The sequence below is a fragment of the Mixta hanseatica genome, assembly GCF_023517775.1.
In the GTDB taxonomy this organism is placed as follows: domain Bacteria; phylum Pseudomonadota; class Gammaproteobacteria; order Enterobacterales; family Enterobacteriaceae; genus Mixta; species Mixta hanseatica.
Window position 1 is genome coordinate 1,482,847 of sequence record NZ_CP082904.1, and the last position, 16,800, is coordinate 1,499,646.

14 protein-coding genes are annotated in these 16,800 nt (G+C 55.5%); 6 read left to right on the forward strand and 8 right to left on the reverse strand.

The window, feature by feature from the left end; genetic code table 11:
• The first annotated feature begins 18 nt into the window (after positions 1-18).
• Both fetA and fetB read left to right on the forward strand, forming a co-directional pair.
• On the forward strand, positions 19-672 hold the full coding sequence (fetA, locus tag K6958_RS07210; RefSeq protein ID WP_249894003.1) for an iron efflux ABC transporter ATP-binding subunit FetA: 654 nt from the start codon (positions 19-21) through the stop codon (positions 670-672).
• Positions 669-1,430 (forward strand): iron efflux ABC transporter permease subunit FetB, encoded by a 762-nt coding sequence (fetB, locus tag K6958_RS07215; RefSeq protein WP_249894004.1) that lies wholly within the window; start codon positions 669-671, stop codon positions 1,428-1,430. The genes fetA and fetB overlap by 4 nt, the downstream gene beginning before the upstream one ends.
• Here the strand turns inward: fetB and K6958_RS07220 are convergent.
• On the reverse strand, positions 1,427-2,002 hold the full coding sequence (locus K6958_RS07220) for a DedA family protein (protein WP_249894005.1): 576 nt from the start codon (positions 2,000-2,002) through the stop codon (positions 1,427-1,429). The two genes, fetB and K6958_RS07220, sit on opposite strands and share 4 nt — an antisense overlap.
• Positions 2,003-2,178: 176 nt before the next feature.
• On the opposite strand from K6958_RS07220, the gene K6958_RS07225 reads away from it, so the two are divergent.
• Together K6958_RS07225 and pbpG are read left to right on the forward strand one after the other, a co-directional pair.
• Positions 2,179-2,766: a Yip1 family protein gene (locus tag K6958_RS07225; protein WP_249894006.1), complete on the forward strand. Its 588-nt coding sequence runs from the start codon at positions 2,179-2,181 to the stop codon at positions 2,764-2,766.
• A gap of 341 nt (positions 2,767-3,107) precedes the next feature.
• The gene (gene pbpG / locus K6958_RS07230) at positions 3,108-4,043 is read left to right on the forward strand and encodes a D-alanyl-D-alanine endopeptidase (protein ID WP_249894007.1); all 936 of its coding nucleotides are present in this window, start codon (positions 3,108-3,110) and stop codon (positions 4,041-4,043) included.
• A gap of 4 nt (positions 4,044-4,047) precedes the next feature.
• Here pbpG and K6958_RS07235 read toward each other — a convergent pair whose 3' ends face one another.
• Positions 4,048-4,566, reverse strand: coding sequence for a GNAT family N-acetyltransferase (locus K6958_RS07235; protein WP_249894616.1), 519 nt, complete (start codon positions 4,564-4,566; stop codon positions 4,048-4,050).
• 210 nt (positions 4,567-4,776) lie between these two features.
• Here K6958_RS07235 and K6958_RS07240 point away from each other — a divergent pair, with 210 nt between their 5' ends.
• The gene (locus tag K6958_RS07240) at positions 4,777-7,218 is read left to right on the forward strand and encodes a DUF3772 domain-containing protein (protein ID WP_249894008.1); all 2,442 of its coding nucleotides are present in this window, start codon (positions 4,777-4,779) and stop codon (positions 7,216-7,218) included.
• 249 nt (positions 7,219-7,467) lie between these two features.
• Here K6958_RS07240 and K6958_RS07245 read toward each other — a convergent pair whose 3' ends face one another.
• The 4 genes from K6958_RS07245 to dld form a co-directional block, all read right to left on the reverse strand.
• Positions 7,468-7,725 (reverse strand): bacteriocin immunity protein, encoded by a 258-nt coding sequence (locus K6958_RS07245; protein WP_249894009.1) that lies wholly within the window; start codon positions 7,723-7,725, stop codon positions 7,468-7,470.
• Positions 7,726-7,730: 5 nt separating this feature from the next.
• The gene (locus tag K6958_RS07250) at positions 7,731-8,465 is read right to left on the reverse strand and encodes a pyocin-S2/colicin E7-DNase domain-containing protein (protein ID WP_350355807.1); all 735 of its coding nucleotides are present in this window, start codon (positions 8,463-8,465) and stop codon (positions 7,731-7,733) included.
• Positions 8,383-10,548 carry a colicin-like bacteriocin tRNase domain-containing protein gene (locus K6958_RS07255; protein ID WP_249894011.1) on the reverse strand — a complete coding sequence of 722 codons (2,166 nt, stop codon included), beginning with the start codon at positions 10,546-10,548 and terminating at the stop codon, positions 8,383-8,385. Before K6958_RS07255 ends, K6958_RS07250 begins: the two co-directional genes overlap by 83 nt.
• A gap of 381 nt (positions 10,549-10,929) precedes the next feature.
• On the reverse strand, positions 10,930-12,669 hold the full coding sequence (dld, locus tag K6958_RS07260) for a D-lactate dehydrogenase (protein ID WP_249894012.1): 1,740 nt from the start codon (positions 12,667-12,669) through the stop codon (positions 10,930-10,932).
• 192 nt (positions 12,670-12,861) lie between these two features.
• Here dld and bglX point away from each other — a divergent pair, with 192 nt between their 5' ends.
• Positions 12,862-15,159, forward strand: coding sequence for a beta-glucosidase BglX (gene bglX, locus K6958_RS07265; RefSeq protein ID WP_249894013.1), 2,298 nt, complete (start codon positions 12,862-12,864; stop codon positions 15,157-15,159).
• Positions 15,160-15,284: 125 nt separating this feature from the next.
• Here the strand turns inward: bglX and K6958_RS07270 are convergent, their stop codons facing one another.
• Together K6958_RS07270 and K6958_RS07275 are read right to left on the reverse strand one after the other, a co-directional pair.
• A complete protein-coding gene (locus K6958_RS07270) occupies positions 15,285-16,034 on the reverse strand; it encodes an SDR family oxidoreductase (protein ID WP_249894014.1) in 750 nt (249 codons plus the stop codon).
• A gap of 157 nt (positions 16,035-16,191) precedes the next feature.
• A complete protein-coding gene (locus tag K6958_RS07275) occupies positions 16,192-16,683 on the reverse strand; it encodes a YciE/YciF ferroxidase family protein (protein WP_249894015.1) in 492 nt (163 codons plus the stop codon).
• Between the last annotated feature and the right edge of the window lie 117 nt (positions 16,684-16,800).

Sequence of the window (16,800 nt, forward strand, 5' to 3'; positions counted from 1 at the left end):
AGCAAAAAGGACGCGTTTATGGCTATGGATACTCCAGCGCTGGCGGTAGGTGACGTCAGCTATTGGCTGGCGGATAAGGTTCTGCTGGCTCCTCTCTCTTTTACGTTGCATCAGCATGAATGGGTCTGGCTCACTGGCCCTTCCGGCAGCGGTAAAACCACCTTATTGAAAATCCTTGCCGGGCTGCTGGCGCCGACGACCGGCAGCATCGCGTTACGCGGCGAGGAGATGACCGCGCTGAAGCCTGAGGCCTGGCGCCAGCAGGTCGCGTACTGTTTTCAGACGCCGCAGCTGTTTGGCGCAAGCGTCTATGATAACCTGGCTTTCCCGTGGCAAATTCGTCAGCGGCGACCTGATAAGCAGGCGTTGCGCGCCAGCCTGGCGCAGCTTAATTTAGCGCCGGATATACTGGAGCAGCCGATTGCCGACCTGTCCGGCGGCGAACGACAGCGCGTAGGGCTGCTGCGCTATTTACAATTTCCGCCGGCGGTGCTGCTGCTGGATGAGGTCACCAGCGCGCTGGATAACGAAAACAAAGCGCGGGTAAAACAGCTTATCCGGCAAACCGCGCAGCAACGGTCAATGAGCGTTTTGTGGATCAGTCACGACCCGCAGGAGATCGACGACGGCGCCCGTATTATCTCTTTAACCCGCACGGAAGCCAGACAATGAACCATCCCGCTATTAGTAACGCCTCGCTGGCGCTGGCCTTTATGCTGGTGCTGGTGGCGCTGATCGTCAGCCAGAAAGAGAAACTGGGGCTGCATAAAGATATTTTATGGAGCGTGGCGCGCGCCATCGTTCAGCTCACCCTGGTCGGCTACGTACTGCATACCCTGTTCGATTTTAATAACCGCTGGCTGACGCTTTTGATGGTACTGTTTATCTGCACCAACGCGGCGCTGCACGCGCGCAAGCGCAGTAAACGCATTGGCAACGCCTTTGTCATCACTTTTATCGCTATCGCTTCCGGCACCGCTCTGACGCTCTCTATTCTGGTATTAAGCGGCGCGATCGCCTTTGTACCGATGCAGGTGATCCCGGTTTCCGGCATGATCGCCGGCAACGCGATGGTGGCGGTAGGATTATGCTACACCCAACTCAATCAGCGCTTTGCTGATAACCGGCAGAAGGTTGAAGAGATGTTGAGCCTCGGCGCGTCGGTTAAACAGGCTTCGGCAACGCTGGTGCGCGACAGCATTCGCGCGGCCATGATCCCGACGGTGGATGCGGCGAAAACGGTCGGGCTGGTCAGCCTGCCGGGCATGATGTCAGGGCTGATCTTTGCCGGTATCGATCCGGTATTGGCGATTAAATATCAGATCATGGTGACCTTTATGCTGCTGGGAACGGCGGCGATCTCCACGATTATCGCCGCCTGGCTGGCTTACCGACGTTTCTATAATGCCCGAGCGCAGCTGGTATTTTAATCGTCATGCCGTCGCGACCAGCGGCGAAACGCCAGGCGCAGCAGCAGGACAAACACCACCGCCGCGGCCAGCCATAACAGATGTTTCAGATGATGATCGAGGCGGTGCAGCCATGGGGTAATCATTTCGCCGGCAAAATAGCCGAGCGTCACAAACACCAGCGACCAGATAAAGGCGCCGATAGCGTTAAAAACCAGGAATTTCAGCGGGCCGAGGCGGCTGGCGCCGATAATAATCGGCCCGATAACCCGAAAGCCGTACATAAAGCGTACGCCAATAATAAACAGCACCGGATAGCGGCGGATCATCCGGTTGGCGCGCTTCAGTTTGCCCTGATGTTTTTTAAAGCGACGCAGAATCCGGGAGCCGAAATGCCGCCCAATGTAGTAAAGCAGTTGATCGCCAAGAAAACCGCCGAGCATCACTGCCAGCACCACGCCGCTGTAGCGCAGCAGCTTTTCATGCGCCATGACGCCGCCCAGCAGGGCAAAAGTTTCCCCTTCCGCAATACAGCCAATCACGACGGCCAAATAACCATACTGCTCAATAAGTTGGTTGATATCGAAATGCAAAACGTACCGTCCCTTTTATTTGTAGCGTCAGGGTAAGTGTACACCCCGTTAACCAGGGCTTGCGAAAAAACGCGACGCCGGAAGCAGCTTACCTCCAGGTTGATGAAAAAATAGCCAGGCGAATTATACTTGAATGAAAGCCGCCGAGCCGGCGGTGAGTCGCTGAGGGCAATATCATGAACCATGTCTGGGGGCTTCTGGCGCATCCCGATCGGGAGATGCGCGATATCGAACGAGAAAATGAAACCGTTTCTCATCATTACACCCATCACGTTTTGTTAATGGCAGCGGTTCCGGTGATTTGTTCGTTGATCGGTACCACCCAAATGGGATGGTATCTCGGTGGAGGACGCACCGTCCCGCTGGCGCTTTCGACCGGGCTGATGCTGGCCGTGCTGTTTTACCTCCTGATCCTCGGCGGCGTGGCGGTGATGGGGCGGATAATTCACTGGATGGCGCGCGATTATCCGCAGCGGCCCAGCGTGCAGCGCTGTACGGTTTTTGCCGGCTATGTCGCCACCCCGCTGTTTCTGAGCGGCATTATCGCGCTGTATCCGCTGGTCTGGCTCTGCGTACTGGCTGGGGCGGTCGCGCTGGCCTGGACCGGTTATCTGCTTTACGTGGGCATTCCACAGCTGCTGAATATCGATCGTGAAGAGAGCCTGCGTTTTTCCGGTTCAACGCTGGCGATCGGCATTCTGCTGTTTGAGGTGCTACTGGCGCTGACGGTGCTGCTGTGGGGCTACGGTTTTCGTATGGGGTAAACGGGACGCTTGCAATTTGACGTGCCGAATCATTGTGGGCTACTTCAGCAAGCCACCGGCGCGTGGCTTGCTAATCCTTCTGTAACGCACTACTTGATTTATTTTTATGCCCCGATACTAACGCCTATCTGCACAGTGCCACGGTGCATAAGTTGGTTAAATACGCTTTTCGGCCTGAATAAAAGGCCCCCGTCGTTTACGCCCGGAAACGAATCTCTGATAGGAATTTACTGAGCGCCCAGCGTATTATGCTGCTTGCCAGCCGCCGCACCTGTTGAGCCTCGCGACGGCAGCCTGTGTTACGCACAGCGCGCAATCCTGAAACGGTAAGTTGTTAAACGATGCCCGCAAAATTTCGTTATTCGTTGTTGAGCCTGGCTTTTCTTTTTTCCGCGCCCGGGTTGGTGGGGCAGGCGCTAGCCGCGTCGCCACTAAGTACCCCTGCGCCGCTTTCGCAGCCGCAAATCGCCTCCGGCAGCGCGATGATTGTCGATCTGAATACCAATAAAGTGCTCTATGCCAGCCATCCGGATCGGGTCAGGCCTATCGCCTCGATCACGAAAGTGATGACCGCGATGGTGGTGCTGGATGCGCATCAGCCGCTGGATGAGATGCTGAATGTCGATATCAGCCATACCCCGGAAATGCGCGGCGTATTTTCCCGGGTGCGCCTGAAAAGCGTCATCAGCCGGAAAAATATGCTGCTGCTGGCGCTGATGTCTTCGGAAAACCGTGCCGCGGCCAGCCTGGCGCATCACTATCCCGGCGGCTATGACGCCTTTATTCGCGCCATGAATGCCAAAGCGCGCGCGCTGGGCATGACCAATACCCATTATGTCGAGCCGACCGGCCTGTCGATTCATAACGTTTCGACCGCCCGCGACCTGACCAAATTGCTCATTGCCAGCCAACACTATCCGCTGCTGGGCCAGCTTAGCACTACCCACGAAGAGATGGCGCGCTTCAGCAACCCGGACTATACGCTGCCTTTTCGCAACACTAACCATCTGGTCTATAAGCCGGACTGGCGTATTCAGCTCACCAAAACCGGCTTTACCAATCAGGCGGGGCATTGCCTGGTCATGCGTACGGTGATCAAGCAGCGTCCGGTAGCGCTGGTGGTGCTGGACGCCTTTGGCAAATATACGCATTTTGCCGATGCCAAACGGCTGCGCGACTGGCTGGAAACCGGCAAATCTGCACCGGTGCCAGCGGCGGCGCTGGCGTATAAAAAGCAAAAAACCGCCGACACGGCCAGCAACAGCGTGACAGAGTAATGCTTTACGCCTCCGCTGCTTGAGCGGCGGAGGCGAGGGCGCGCTGCATAATCAGTGTATCGCGCCAGGCACCATGCTTAAATCCCACCTCTTTTAATATGCCTACTTGGCGGAATCCCAGCCTGAGATGTAATTTCAGCGAGCCGGGGTTCTGCTCGCCGTTGCCGATAACCGCCAGCATCTGTCGCCAGGGGCCTTGTTCACAGCGCGCAATCAGCGCCGCCAGCAGAGCGCTGCCGATACCGCGTCCCGTTGCCTCGTGCGCCAGATAGATCGACTCCTCCACGCTATAGCGATAGGCCGGACGCGGACGATAAGGCGAGGCATAGCTAAAGCCTATAATGCGGCCCGCCTGCTCGGCGACCAGATACGGCAGTTCGTGCGTTCGCACCTTTAAAAAGCGCGCCTGCATTTCCGCCTCATCGGGCGGCGTTTCCTCAAAAGAGGCGCAGCCATGCAGGACATGCCAGGCGTAAATTTCAGCGATAGCGGCAATATCCGTCGCGCACGCGTCACGTATCATCAGTGATTCAGCCTTTTCAGACAACCCTTCTCCCGGTAGAGAATAAAACGCTACTGTGGCACAAACGCGCCGTTGCGTTTCATAACAAATTCTTATCCGCCGAGTCGATTTTTCTTCACGCTTTCCTATAGTGAAGCGGCAGGCAAAAGCATAAACTGGCGCGCGATCGCGGCGAGGCCGTGGAACAGAAACAGAGTGGAACGACCTTCGATGTCAAAGTGGTTACGATTAATGCGGGCAAGCCTGCTGGCGCTGCTGGTGCTGGCGCCGTTGGGCATTCACGCGGCGGATAATGCTGAAGATAGTGCGGCGGCAGGTGAAGAAGCCGTAGTAAAGGTGAATGCTTCGGTTGAACTGCCGAAGATGCAAAAAATCCTCGATAAAATCAAAGGGCAGGTCTCTGGCGAAACCAATGACGCGCAGCTTTCCCAGCTGAACGACATGGCGCTGGAGCTGTCAGGCAATGCCGACACGCTGGGGCAGGCGCTGATCCCGCAGCGTCAACAGCTGATGGCGCAGCTGGCGGTATTAGGTCCGGCGCCAAAAGCGGACAGCGGCGTGAAAGAGACGCCGGAAGTGACCCGCAAGCGCAACTCGCTGGAAAACCAAAAGCAAAAGCTGGATGAGCAAATCAAACAGGCGGAGGCGATCAAAGGCGGCTCGCTTAACCTCAGCGCGCAGATCGTTAATCTGCGGCGCGACAACCTGAAAACGCAGTTGGCGCTTAACTCCGGCAGTATTTTCGGCCCGCGTTTCTGGTCGCCGCTGTTTGGCATGCAGCAGATGGATGGCGATAAGCTGGCGAACTTCCGCACCGAGCTAACGGATTCCGTCGCGCTGGCGTGGGAGCCGGGCTGGCGGTTCGGCACCATTATGTGGCTGGTTGCGGCGGTGCTGATCGCCACGCTGGGCCGTCGCTACGGGGAAGAGTTCCTCGCCTGGATTAGCATCAACAAACTGCCGGAAGGGCGCTTGCGCCGCAGCTTCCTGGCGGCAGCGATCGCTCTGACCACGCTGGTGGCGGTGGTGCTGGCGTTTAACTTCCTCGATCAGGCCTTTACCCGCCGAGAAGAAGTTTCTGATGATGTGCAGGGTTTTGTTGATCGTCTGGTGCAGCTCAGCGTTTTCTGCGGCCTGATTGCCGGGCTGGGGCGTGCTTTTTTGTCAACGCGCCGTCCTTCATGGCGACTGCCGGCGATTTCCAATGAGGTGGCGCAGGCGCTGAAACCTTACCCGCCGCTGACTGCCACACTGGTCTTCATTTTCCAGACGGTGGAAGCGCTGAACAGCACCGTCGGCACCAGCGTCGGCACCACTATTCTGGCCAACGGCATGACAGCGCTGCTGGTCGGCGCTACCGCGCTCTCTATTAGCTTCCGCTCCAGCCGCGTGCGTCGTCGGCTGGTGCAGGAAGGGCAGGTGCCAGAGGCGAAATCGACGCTGGTCGGCCTGATTCAGATGTCGATTACCTTTATCGGGCTGGCGATCATGCTGTCGCTGATTATCGGCTACGTTACCCTGGCGCGCTTCCTGAGCTATGAATTGATCTGGCTGGGCATCGTCTGCGGCGCCTACTATTTCCTTAGCCATCTGGTGAGCGACGGCTGTGAAACGCTGCTATCGGTCAACAGCCCGACCGGCAAGCGGATGCAAAGCTCGCTGAATATTGATGAGCGTCATCTGTCGCAGGCGGCGGCGCTGTTATCGGCGCTGGGTAAAACCATTCTGCTGCTGTTTGCGGTAGTGGCGGTACTGAACGGTACCTTTGGCACCTCAACGCCGATTGAACTGCTGCAAAAGGCGGTGGAATTCTGGGGCGGGAAGGGGCTGGAGTCACTGAATATCGTGCCGGCGCATCTGGTCAACGCGCTGCTGTGCATGGCGATCGGCATTTATGTGCTGCGTTCAGTTCGCCGCTGGCTGGATAACGATTTCCTGCCGAAAACCACTATGGATACCGGCATGCGCGTTTCGCTGGTGACGCTGTTCAGCAATATCGGCTACGTGCTGGTGATTCTGCTGACGCTCTCGACCATGGGAGTGCAGTGGAACAAGCTGGCCTGGATTGTCAGCGCCCTGTCGGTGGGTATCGGTTTTGGCCTGCAGGAGATTGTGAAAAACTTTATCTCCGGTCTGATTCTGCTGACCGAACGTCCGGTTAAGGTAGGCGACCTGGTGAGCATCAGCGGCATTGAAGGGGATATTCGCCGCATTAACGTGCGCGCTACTGAGATTCAGCTAGGCGACAAATCCACGGTGATCGTGCCGAACTCACAGCTGATTTCACAGAACGTGCGTAACGCCACCATGGGTAATGCGCAGGGGGTGGTCACCATTACGCTGACCTTCCCGCTGGATATCGATCCGGTGCAGGTACGGGAAATTTTGCTGGCGGTATATAAAGAAAACGAACGCATCCTGGAGACGCCGGAGCCGTCGGTAAGCTTCAAGGATCTGACGCCGCAGGGCATCGTGCTGAGCGTCACCGGCAACGTCTCTAACCAGCGGCAAATCGGCGGCGCGAAAAGCGATCTGCTGTTCGATATCCTGACGCGTCTGCGTAAAGAGGGCATTGTGCTGTCACGTCCGCAGACGATGATTATCGAGCAGAAGAACGGTGAGATGGTGGTGAAGCAACCGCAGCAGTCGTAACAGGAAGTTGAAGGGCAGTGGCGTAAGACACTGTGCTGAGGCGAGACGCGCTTATTTAGCATTAAAGGTTTTTATTCCCCCAGCCGAACAGGCTTCGGTAGGGGGAATGTTAATGTCCACGCATGAGTATAGCGGTGCAATAATGGCGCTAATTGTGCGATAACTTATCGACCGGTATATGCTGGCTTGTTGCTGTTTCCGCTCATTAACGGGAAAACAGGATATACCCGCGATCAGGTTACCCTTTTATCAGGACGGTTTAAAACCAGGTTTGCCGTTAGCGGCACGCCACGCTTTAACTTCCTGAACAATCCCTTCCGGGCTGTCCTCTCTGTTATCCCGTGGATAAAAAATAAGATCGGAGCCGTCAGGGTGTTCCGTAAGACGTCTGAATTCATCCACCAATTTGTCATCTTCAGCTTCTGTTTCACCTTCCGCCCGACAGATTTTCCTGACAAACTCCAGAAATTCATTTTCCGTATAATCGGATAGGCTTTTATCAGACATGGCGGTTACCCCTCTTTTTTCGCATGAATTTCAATGTGATGTTTTGGCGTTAGCACCCTGATATTATCGATATCATAGACAGCCCCGCCTTTACCGACAGGTTTGATATGGTGAAGTTCGAAACGCTCACGTTTACCTGCCCGATCTTTTTCTGCTGTAAACGGCGACTTTCCCTTTTTTAAATGTACCTGGTTCTGCTTATTAAACTGCTTAGCCAGCTCCGCATCATTCCCCACCTCCGTCCAGAACGCCTTACGAAAGCTGTCGAAACTGCTGAAGGTGCGCCAGCGCAGCTTATCGGCGATCTGCACCGGAACTGGCGCGCCTTCTTCTTTACTGGCGGGATCGAGCCAGTTACCGCTCACCTCCTGTCCCGAACCCGTAACTTCTCCCGGCAAATTACGCGGGTCGTTGAACATAATATAAATTGGCTTCAGACCGGAGGCTACCGGTGGGATCAGAATCAGTTCACGGTAGCCGGTATCCCCGGCGGGAGGGAGTGCTTCAATAATGACCGTAGGCTGGCTGCCGTTCTGATTTCCCGTATGAATAATCACTTCCGGGATTTGCGGAACTTCCGGTGACAGCGGCTCCGTTCCCGGCGCTTTATCCGGCGTAATAAAAACCGGCACGCGCACACCCGCATCATCCGTCACTTCATAACGGTAGAAACCGGTATCCCTGTCCGGCCACATCGACATCTGCACCACCGACACGGCTACAGGCTGCGGGTGCCGCACCAGCGCAATGCCCAGCTGGTTTTCCCTGTTGCACCAGTTGAGCAGTCAGGGAAAGTTTAACCGTATCGTGGGCCTGTCTCAGTTCCGCTTCTGACGGTAAGCCCAGCACCTCTCCCGCCAGCATTACCGTGCTGATATCACTCCCCGCCATGCTGATGGCGGTCAGCATGGCAACCGCAGGCAATGGATGGCTGGTCTGTTGCAATATACGGCGTACCTCTGTGGCCCGCTGCCACAGACTGTCGGCTCCCTCTCCTGCAAAAGTAACGCTGCCGGTCTCGTGTCCGGCAAAGCTGAGTGGGGAACGGCTGAATGGTTCTGCGGAAGAAAACCCTCGCAGCACCACGGTTCCCGGTACAGCAAGCCGGGTCTGCGCCCATGCCTGGCGCTCCGCCAGGCTTTTTTGCGGCATAAAAGAGGGGGGTGCAGGAAAATTAAACGAGGGAATATTTATTACTGGTTTGGGCGTAATGATCTGCGGAATGTTTATTTCTGGTTTGCGAACAGCGATTTCGGGAATATTGATCTTAATAGTATTAGGTAATTTTACAGTTTCCACTCTTTGCCGGTCAGCCAATGGAATAGTTATCGCCTGCAATGCCGCTTCAATTTCCTGTTTCAGTTGGTCTGCTGATTTAATCCTGGCCGTTGCCATCGCCTCTTTCAGGGCGTTTTCCTGCTCCTCTTTTCGCTGTTGACGATAAGCCGCCACCGCTTTTTGGTTGGCTTCTGCCCTCTGCTGGAAAAAACGTTCGTTCGCGGCTGTATACATCACCTCATATTGCGCATGTATTTTAGCTGCTTCCTCACGTAATGCGGCAAGCTGCGCTTCCATTGCCGGTAGGCTGTTGCGCAGTTCGGTGACTTGCTGCAACAGACGCGCCGCTTTATCCGCTTCGCCTTTTGCGTGTGCAACAACAGCTTCAGCCTCCAGCGCTTCCGCACCGGCCCGCGCATGGATAATTTCGAATAATTTAATCTGCGCCCGTTGCGCAGCATAACTATCCTGTCTGAACAACACATTCTCGTCATCAGTCAAATCCGGCAGCTTATAATCCGGGCTTTGAATACGCGGTAGTGCAGCATTGAGCTGATCAAGCTGGGATGTCAGCGCCCACTCAGTTTTTTGTTTTTCTGCCAGCTCGTTCAGCTGTTTCAGGTTTGAGGCCGGTATGACATCGATCACCGAAATATAGATCGGTTCCTGTTGTGCTTCAGACGGAAAATACACGATGGCATCATGGGTATTATTACCGCCTGCCGGCATCACACTTGCCGGAGCATCATCTTTAACGTCTGAAATCACATCTGCGGGCTGGTTGGCTGCCGACTGAGTTTGATCGGATATGCGGATATGGAGCGGCGGCATCCCGTTCACCAACCTGACCTGGTAAACATCTTTACGTGGCGTGGCGACAGCCTGTACGACTTGCACCTGTTCAGCAGGCTCTGTTTTCCCCGGCCGCACCACCGCGATAAGCTGTTTTTCATCCTTTACGATATCCTGGATACGGGCCTTTACCGGCACGGTGCCTGCGAGCGGTAAAGCTTCTGGCGCAATATCGGTGACTTTTTCCGCCAGCAGCGCCTGCACAATACGATCGTGAATTGGCCCCATATAATCGGGGTCGTCTTTAGCGAGGGTCGTGGGCAATAACGATCCAACTACGACGCCTGCAAAACGACCGGCTAAAGGGGCCGCCTCCGTAACCAATCCCGTCAGGCGGGAGAGGGCGGTTTCAATCGCGCCAGTGACCGTTTTCGATTTTAAAAAAGTGAAACCCCACAGACCATCAATCACAGAAATGTTTATCGACATTCCCGCCGCTATTGATGCCTGGGCTTCAGGAAATAGTGATAGATTGACGCGGGTACTTCCTGAAGCCGATCCGCTATTGCCATTCCCTCCACCCTTTCCCTGGCTGCTGGTACTGTTACCGCCTCCGGTATAATGATGCACTGTCCAGCCACCTGGATCGGTGGTGGTGGTCCATCCTTTCCCGCCGTTAGGTCCGCCTGAACCTGAAACGCCGTTAACGCCCCCTGTAGGTCCACGACTATCTTTTCCATCTCCACCACTCATTTGGGTGTTCTCCTTGTCATTGTTATCAAATCGTTTTTGGTCCTAAAATCCTGACGATCTGGCGTTATATATCACGCCACGTCAGACAAGTGGGGGGGATGAATCACGAAAACGTATCCCTTTTTCATCAACCTCTGATGAAGTGGAGCGGTACAAAAAGTAACTTGATAGCGATCATCTGCCTTGAGCGCCTTTTGGAAGGGGGATGCAGGGATCGATGCAGAAGAAACTGAACATGTAGAGAAAGCAAAATTGATGGGTAATTCGTTAGCCTGGTTTGTTGCATGACCCGTCATTTCCCTGGAGAGGCGCCAGGGCAATCTTCGCCCATGTGCCTCTCTTCCCGTGAGCAGGAAAGCGTTCCCGCCCGTAATGGCAACCTCAGCCTGCGGGATGGTCCGGCCCGCAGTCGCAGCCGGCCCAGTGCTTGCGCTTGCTGGTTTTACCAATGCCGGGGTTAAAACTATTGGTGGGATCGAGCTGCTGATAAAAGGCTTTCATCTGCGGCTTCGCCTGGTAGAGATGGCCGACGTTATGCTCCGCTGGATACTCCGCGCCGCGCTGGTTTAAGATCTCTAACATCTTCTCTTTCAGCGCGTGGGCGTCCACGCCTTTCTTCACGATATAATCCTGATGGAAAACGTGGCACATAAAATGGCCATAATAGAGGCGATGCACCAGCTTATCGTCAAACTCCGGCGGCAGCTTCTCAAACCAGTCGCGATCGTTACGGCGCAGCGCAATATCCAGCGGCAGAATATCTTCCACTTCGTCATGATGCGCCGCGTGATAGCGCACCGCCGCGCCGGCAGCGGCGAAGCGATGTAAGAAGGCTTTCGATCCCTCTTCATCGGTACATTCAAAATAGTCGCCGCCGCCTTCGCGGAAAAAGTCTTTTAAAAACTGGCGCGCTTCTTCCACGCCGTCGCCGGACATTTTCAGCATCAGATGATGTTCATAGCGATCGCGCCAGGTTTTCATCCGTTTGGGCAGATGGGTGGGGAACAGGGCGCTCAGCTTTTGCAGCATGCGGTCAGTAAAGTGCGGACGGAACAGCGGAATATGGCTCAGCATCGCATCAATGCGCCCCTTTAAGGTAAAGAAGCGCGGCATATTGTCAGTACCCAGCCGGTCGATCATGATAAAGGTATCTTTCCCGTACTTCTCGGCGATGTCATACATATCGCGGTGCATATATTCGCCCGCTACCGGCAGGTTTTTGAAATGGGCGAGAATATGGCGGCGGATATCCTCCAGCGCCGCGGTATCGTTGCTGCCGATATAAAATACCTGCTGCTTTTTCTCCGCTTCAAAGGTATCCAGCCGCACGGCGAAAACGGCCAGCTTACCGGCGCAGCCGGAGGCTTCATACAGGCGGCTGGCGTCGGCATTAAAGCGTGACGGCGTATCCGCCTCGACGTCACGCAAGCGCTCCACATAGTGATGATCGGAAGCCTGACGGGCATCGTAGCGCACATCGCTCTCGCGCCAGGTTTCATCATCCAGCCGCCCGAGGATCTGCTCCGGCGTGCTGCCGAGTTCAATCCCCAGATGGTTAACCAGCTTTAGCTGTCCCTGCTCATCTAACTGGGCATAGAGCGCCATTTCGGTATAGGCCGGGCCGCGTTTCACCAGCGCGCCGCCGGAGTTATTACAAACGCCGCCAAGTATGGAGGCGCCGATACAGGAGGAGCCGATCACCGAGTGCGGCTCGCGTCCCAGCGGCTTAAGCATCTTTTCCAGTTGAAACAGCGTACTGCCGGGAAACGCCAGCACCTGCTTGCCTTTATCCAGCAGTTGAATACGGTCCATACGCAGGGTGCTGATAATCACGATCTCGCGGTCGTAATCGTTACCGTTCGGCGTCGAGCCTTCGGTCAGGCCGGTATTAGCCGCCTGCATCAGAATAATTTTATCTGCCGCCACCGCGGCCTTCAGTACGCGCCACAGCTCCAGCAGCGAGCCGGGAAAAACCACCGCCAGCGCATCGCCCTGGCCGGAGCGGAAGCCTTTGCGGTAGCGTTCGGTTTTACGTGGATCGGTCAGCAGATGGCTACCGCCAACGATGCGGCGCAGTTCATTAATCAGGTTTTGACTGGCAGAGTGAGTATGAGGGTGCATATCCATTGTCCTGTTATGTGGGTCAAATTTACTGTAGCAGCTCAGACACAAAAGCGTTCAACGGCAAAACTTCCTGCTATTCTCTTGCTGTTGCACGCTGTCGCTAACTTATTGCTGTAGCACCTATTACCCTTCATACTTCGCGCTGCAGGTATAGAACCCGTCCCGCGTTTTTGTTGAGAGCCCAATCTGATGAAATGGATTTACTCCCTGAGTCTTGCAGTTTCTCTGGCGGTGCAGCCCGCCTTCGCTGACGATATATTTGGTCCACATCCTATGACGCCAGAAGCGCGCGATGCGTTTGTCACCGATCTGCTGGCGAAAATGACGCTGGATGAAAAAATTGGTCAGCTGCGACTGATCAGCGTCGGACCGGATAACCCGAAAGAAGCGATCCGCGACATGATCCAAAAAGGGCAGGTCGGCGCGATTTTTAATACCGTGACCCGTCCCGATATCCGCGTCATGCAGGATCAGGTGATGCAGCTGAGCCGCCTGAAAATTCCGTTGTTTTTCGCCTATGACGTAGTGCACGGGCAGCGCACGATCTTCCCTATTCCGTTAGGCCTGGCGGCCAGCTGGGATCTGGATGCGGTCAGCCGCGTCGGGCGCGTCTCAGCGTATGAGGCGGCGGACGATGGCCTGAATATGACCTGGGCGCCGATGGTGGACGTAACGCGCGAGCCGCGCTGGGGCCGGGGATCGGAAGGTTTTGGCGAAGATACCTTCCTGACCGCCAAAATGGGCAGCACCATGGTTGAGGCGATGCAGGGCAAAAGCCCGGCAGATCGCTATGCATTAATGACCAGCGTGAAGCATTTTGCGCTGTACGGCGCGATCGAAGGCGGGCGCGATTATAATACCGTGGATATGAGCCCGCAGCGCATGTTCCAGGATTACATGCCGCCCTATAAGGCGTCGCTGGACGCCGGCAGCGGCGGGGTGATGGTATCACTGAATGCCATTAACGGCGTGCCGGCCACCGCTAACGGCTGGCTGCTGAAAGATCTGCTGCGCGACCAGTGGAAATTCAAAGGGATCACCATCAGCGATCACGGCGCGATTAAAGAGCTGATCAAGCATGGCGTCGCCAGCGACCCAGAGGATGCGGTGCGGGTAGCGCTGAAAGCCGGTATCGATATGAGTATGGGCGATGTCTACTACAGCCAGTATCTGCCGGGGCTGGTGAAGCGTGGCGTGGTATCGCAGCAGGAGATTGACGATGCGACGCGCCACGTGCTGAACGTGAAATATGATATGGGGTTGTTTAACGATCCTTACAGCCATCTGGGACCGAAGGGCAGCGATCCGGCAGATACCAACGCGGAAAGCCGTCTGCATCGCGAAGATGCGCGCGAAGTGGCGCGTAAAAGCATGGTACTGCTGAAAAACCGTCTGGATACGCTGCCGCTGAAAAAATCGGGCACCATTGCGCTGATCGGCCCGCTGGCGGACAGTCAGCGCGACATTATGGGCAGCTGGTCGGCGGCGGGCGTAGCGAAGCAATCGGTCACGCTGCTGCAAGGGATGAAAAACGCCACTGCCGGTAAGGCGACGCTGCTGTATGCCAAAGGCGCGAATATTACCGATCATAAAGGCATTCAGGATTTCCTGAACCTGTATGAGCAGGCCGTTAGCGTGGACAGCCGCACGCCGCAGCAGATGATTGATGAAGCCGTGGCGACGGCGAAAAAAGCGGACGTAGTGGTAGTGGCGGTAGGCGAAGCGCAGGGCATGGCGCATGAGGCTTCCAGCCGTACCGATCTGATGCTGCCGGAGAGCCAGCGAAAACTGCTGGCGGCGCTGAAAACCACCGGCAAACCGCTGGTGCTGGTGTTGATGAACGGACGCGCGCTCTCATTGGTGCATGAGGATCAGCAGGCCGATGCGCTGCTGGAAACCTGGTTTAGCGGCACCGAAGGGGGCAATGCCATCGCCGATGTGCTGTTTGGCGACTATAACCCGTCAGGCAAGCTGCCGGTTTCCTTCCCACGCTCGGTAGGGCAGATCCCGATCTATTACAATCATCTGCCGACTGGTCGTCCCTATAATTCAGCGAAACCGAACAAATATACCTCGCACTATTATGATGCGGTTAACGGCCCGCTTTATCCCTTTGGTTACGGCCTGAGCTACACCCGCTTCCACGTTTCGCCGGTGAAGCTCTCCTCAACCACCATGCCGCGCAATGGCAAAGTCGAGGCCAGCGTTACGGTAACCAATACTGGCAAGCGCGATGGCGCAACGGTAGTGCAGCTCTATCTGAACGATGAAGTCGCCAGCATCAGCCGTCCGGTCAAAGAGCTGCGCGGCTTTAAGCGCATCATGCTGAAAGCGGGCGAATCGCAAACCGTGAATTTCCCGATTGATGTGGAAGCGCTGAAATTCTGGAACCAGCAGATGCAGTGGGGCGCGGAGCCAGGCAAATTCAAGGTGATGATTGGCCTGGATTCGGTGCGAACGCAGGATGCGGAATTCACTTACCTGTAAGAGGAAGCCTCACGGATGAGGCGTTGGCCTTTTCAGGCGAGGCCTGAAAACAGGACGCTGAAGCAGGACAGTATGCAGAGCCGACCGTTAAGCACGGTCGGTTTTTTTGTTTTTAAGCGTGTGACTTACCTGCCGCCAGCCATATCGAGAAAGCTGCCGGTTACGTAGGAGGCTTCATCGGAGAGCAGCCAGGCAATCGCCTGCGCCACCTCTTCGGGTTGGCCGCCGCGCTTCATCGGCAGGTTATCTTTCACTCGATCGACGCGTCCCGGCTCGCCGCCGTCGGCATGCATCTCGGTGTAAATCAGACCTGGCCGCACGGCGTTAACGCGGATGCCCTGCGCCGCCACTTCCAGTGCCAGGCCGGTCGTTAGCGTATCAACAGCGCCTTTCGAGGCGGCATAGTCAACATACTCATGCGGCGCGCCAAGCCGTGAGGCCGCAGACGAGACGTTAACAATCGCGCCGCCCTGACCGCCGTGGCGCAGCGCCATACGCTTCACCGCTTCACGCGCGCAGATAAAGCTGCCGCTGACGTTAGTAGCGAAAACCGTGGCGATACGCCGGGCATCAAGTTGCTCAATTGAGGCCTGCTGCTGCAGGATACCGGCATTATTCACCAGTCCGGTTAGCGGGCCAAGCTGGCGATCGATCTGTTGGAACATCGCCACCACCTGCTCTTCATCGGCAATATCCGCCGCTATCGCGATGGCGCTGCCGCCGCGCTGACGAATCAGCGCCACGACCTCTTCCGCTCGCGCCTGCTGGCTGCGATAGTTAATGCAGATCGTATGGCCTTTTTGCGCTAACAGCAGCGCAGTAGCGCGGCCAATACCGCGGCTCCCGCCGGTAATCAAGGTGATGTTATTTTTCATGGGTGAGGTCCGTCTGGCGATATTTTTAAAGGAAGATGATTGATTAAAACAGATTTAACATAAATTTTACAAATAAAAAGCCGATCGGCAGCCAACCGATCGGCTCATTCATGCTCTGCTAAAAACGCCTGATGAGATCACTTCATGATTGCCACCGTCAGGCAGCGTGCTGATTAACCTGCTGTTCTGCCAGCATGGTGAGTTTCTCATCGGTCGCTTTTTCTTCGTCCAGGGTATTTTGCAGGATAGAAATAACGTTGTCGTAACCCAGATTTTTCGCCAGCGCCATTAACGAGCCGTAGCTGGAGATTTCATAATGTTCGACTTTCTGAGCGGCAACGATCAGGCCCGCATCGCGCACTGGCCCTTCTTCCACTTCCTGAATAATCTCCTCGCCTTCTTTGATCAATCCTTCCATTGCGACACAGGTGACACTTTCCATTTCCACATTGTCGAGAGACTGGATAACCTGATCGAGGCGTTCGATATGGCCTTTGGTCTCTTCCAGGTGCTGTTTAAATCCTTCGACAAGTTGAGTTTCAGTGGCGGCCTCGGCCATTTTCGGCAGTGCCTTGGTTAACTGAACTTCAGCACTGTAAACATCGCTTAGAGTATGAACAAACAGATCGTTTAACGATTGCATAGTCATAACGCTTATCTCCCTATTAATTAGGTGTTGGTGTGCTGCGGTTGCCATAAAAGCCTGGTAGAAGGTATGACGGCAGGCAAATCATCTGCGTTTCGCTTACAAGCGGATGAAAGATAA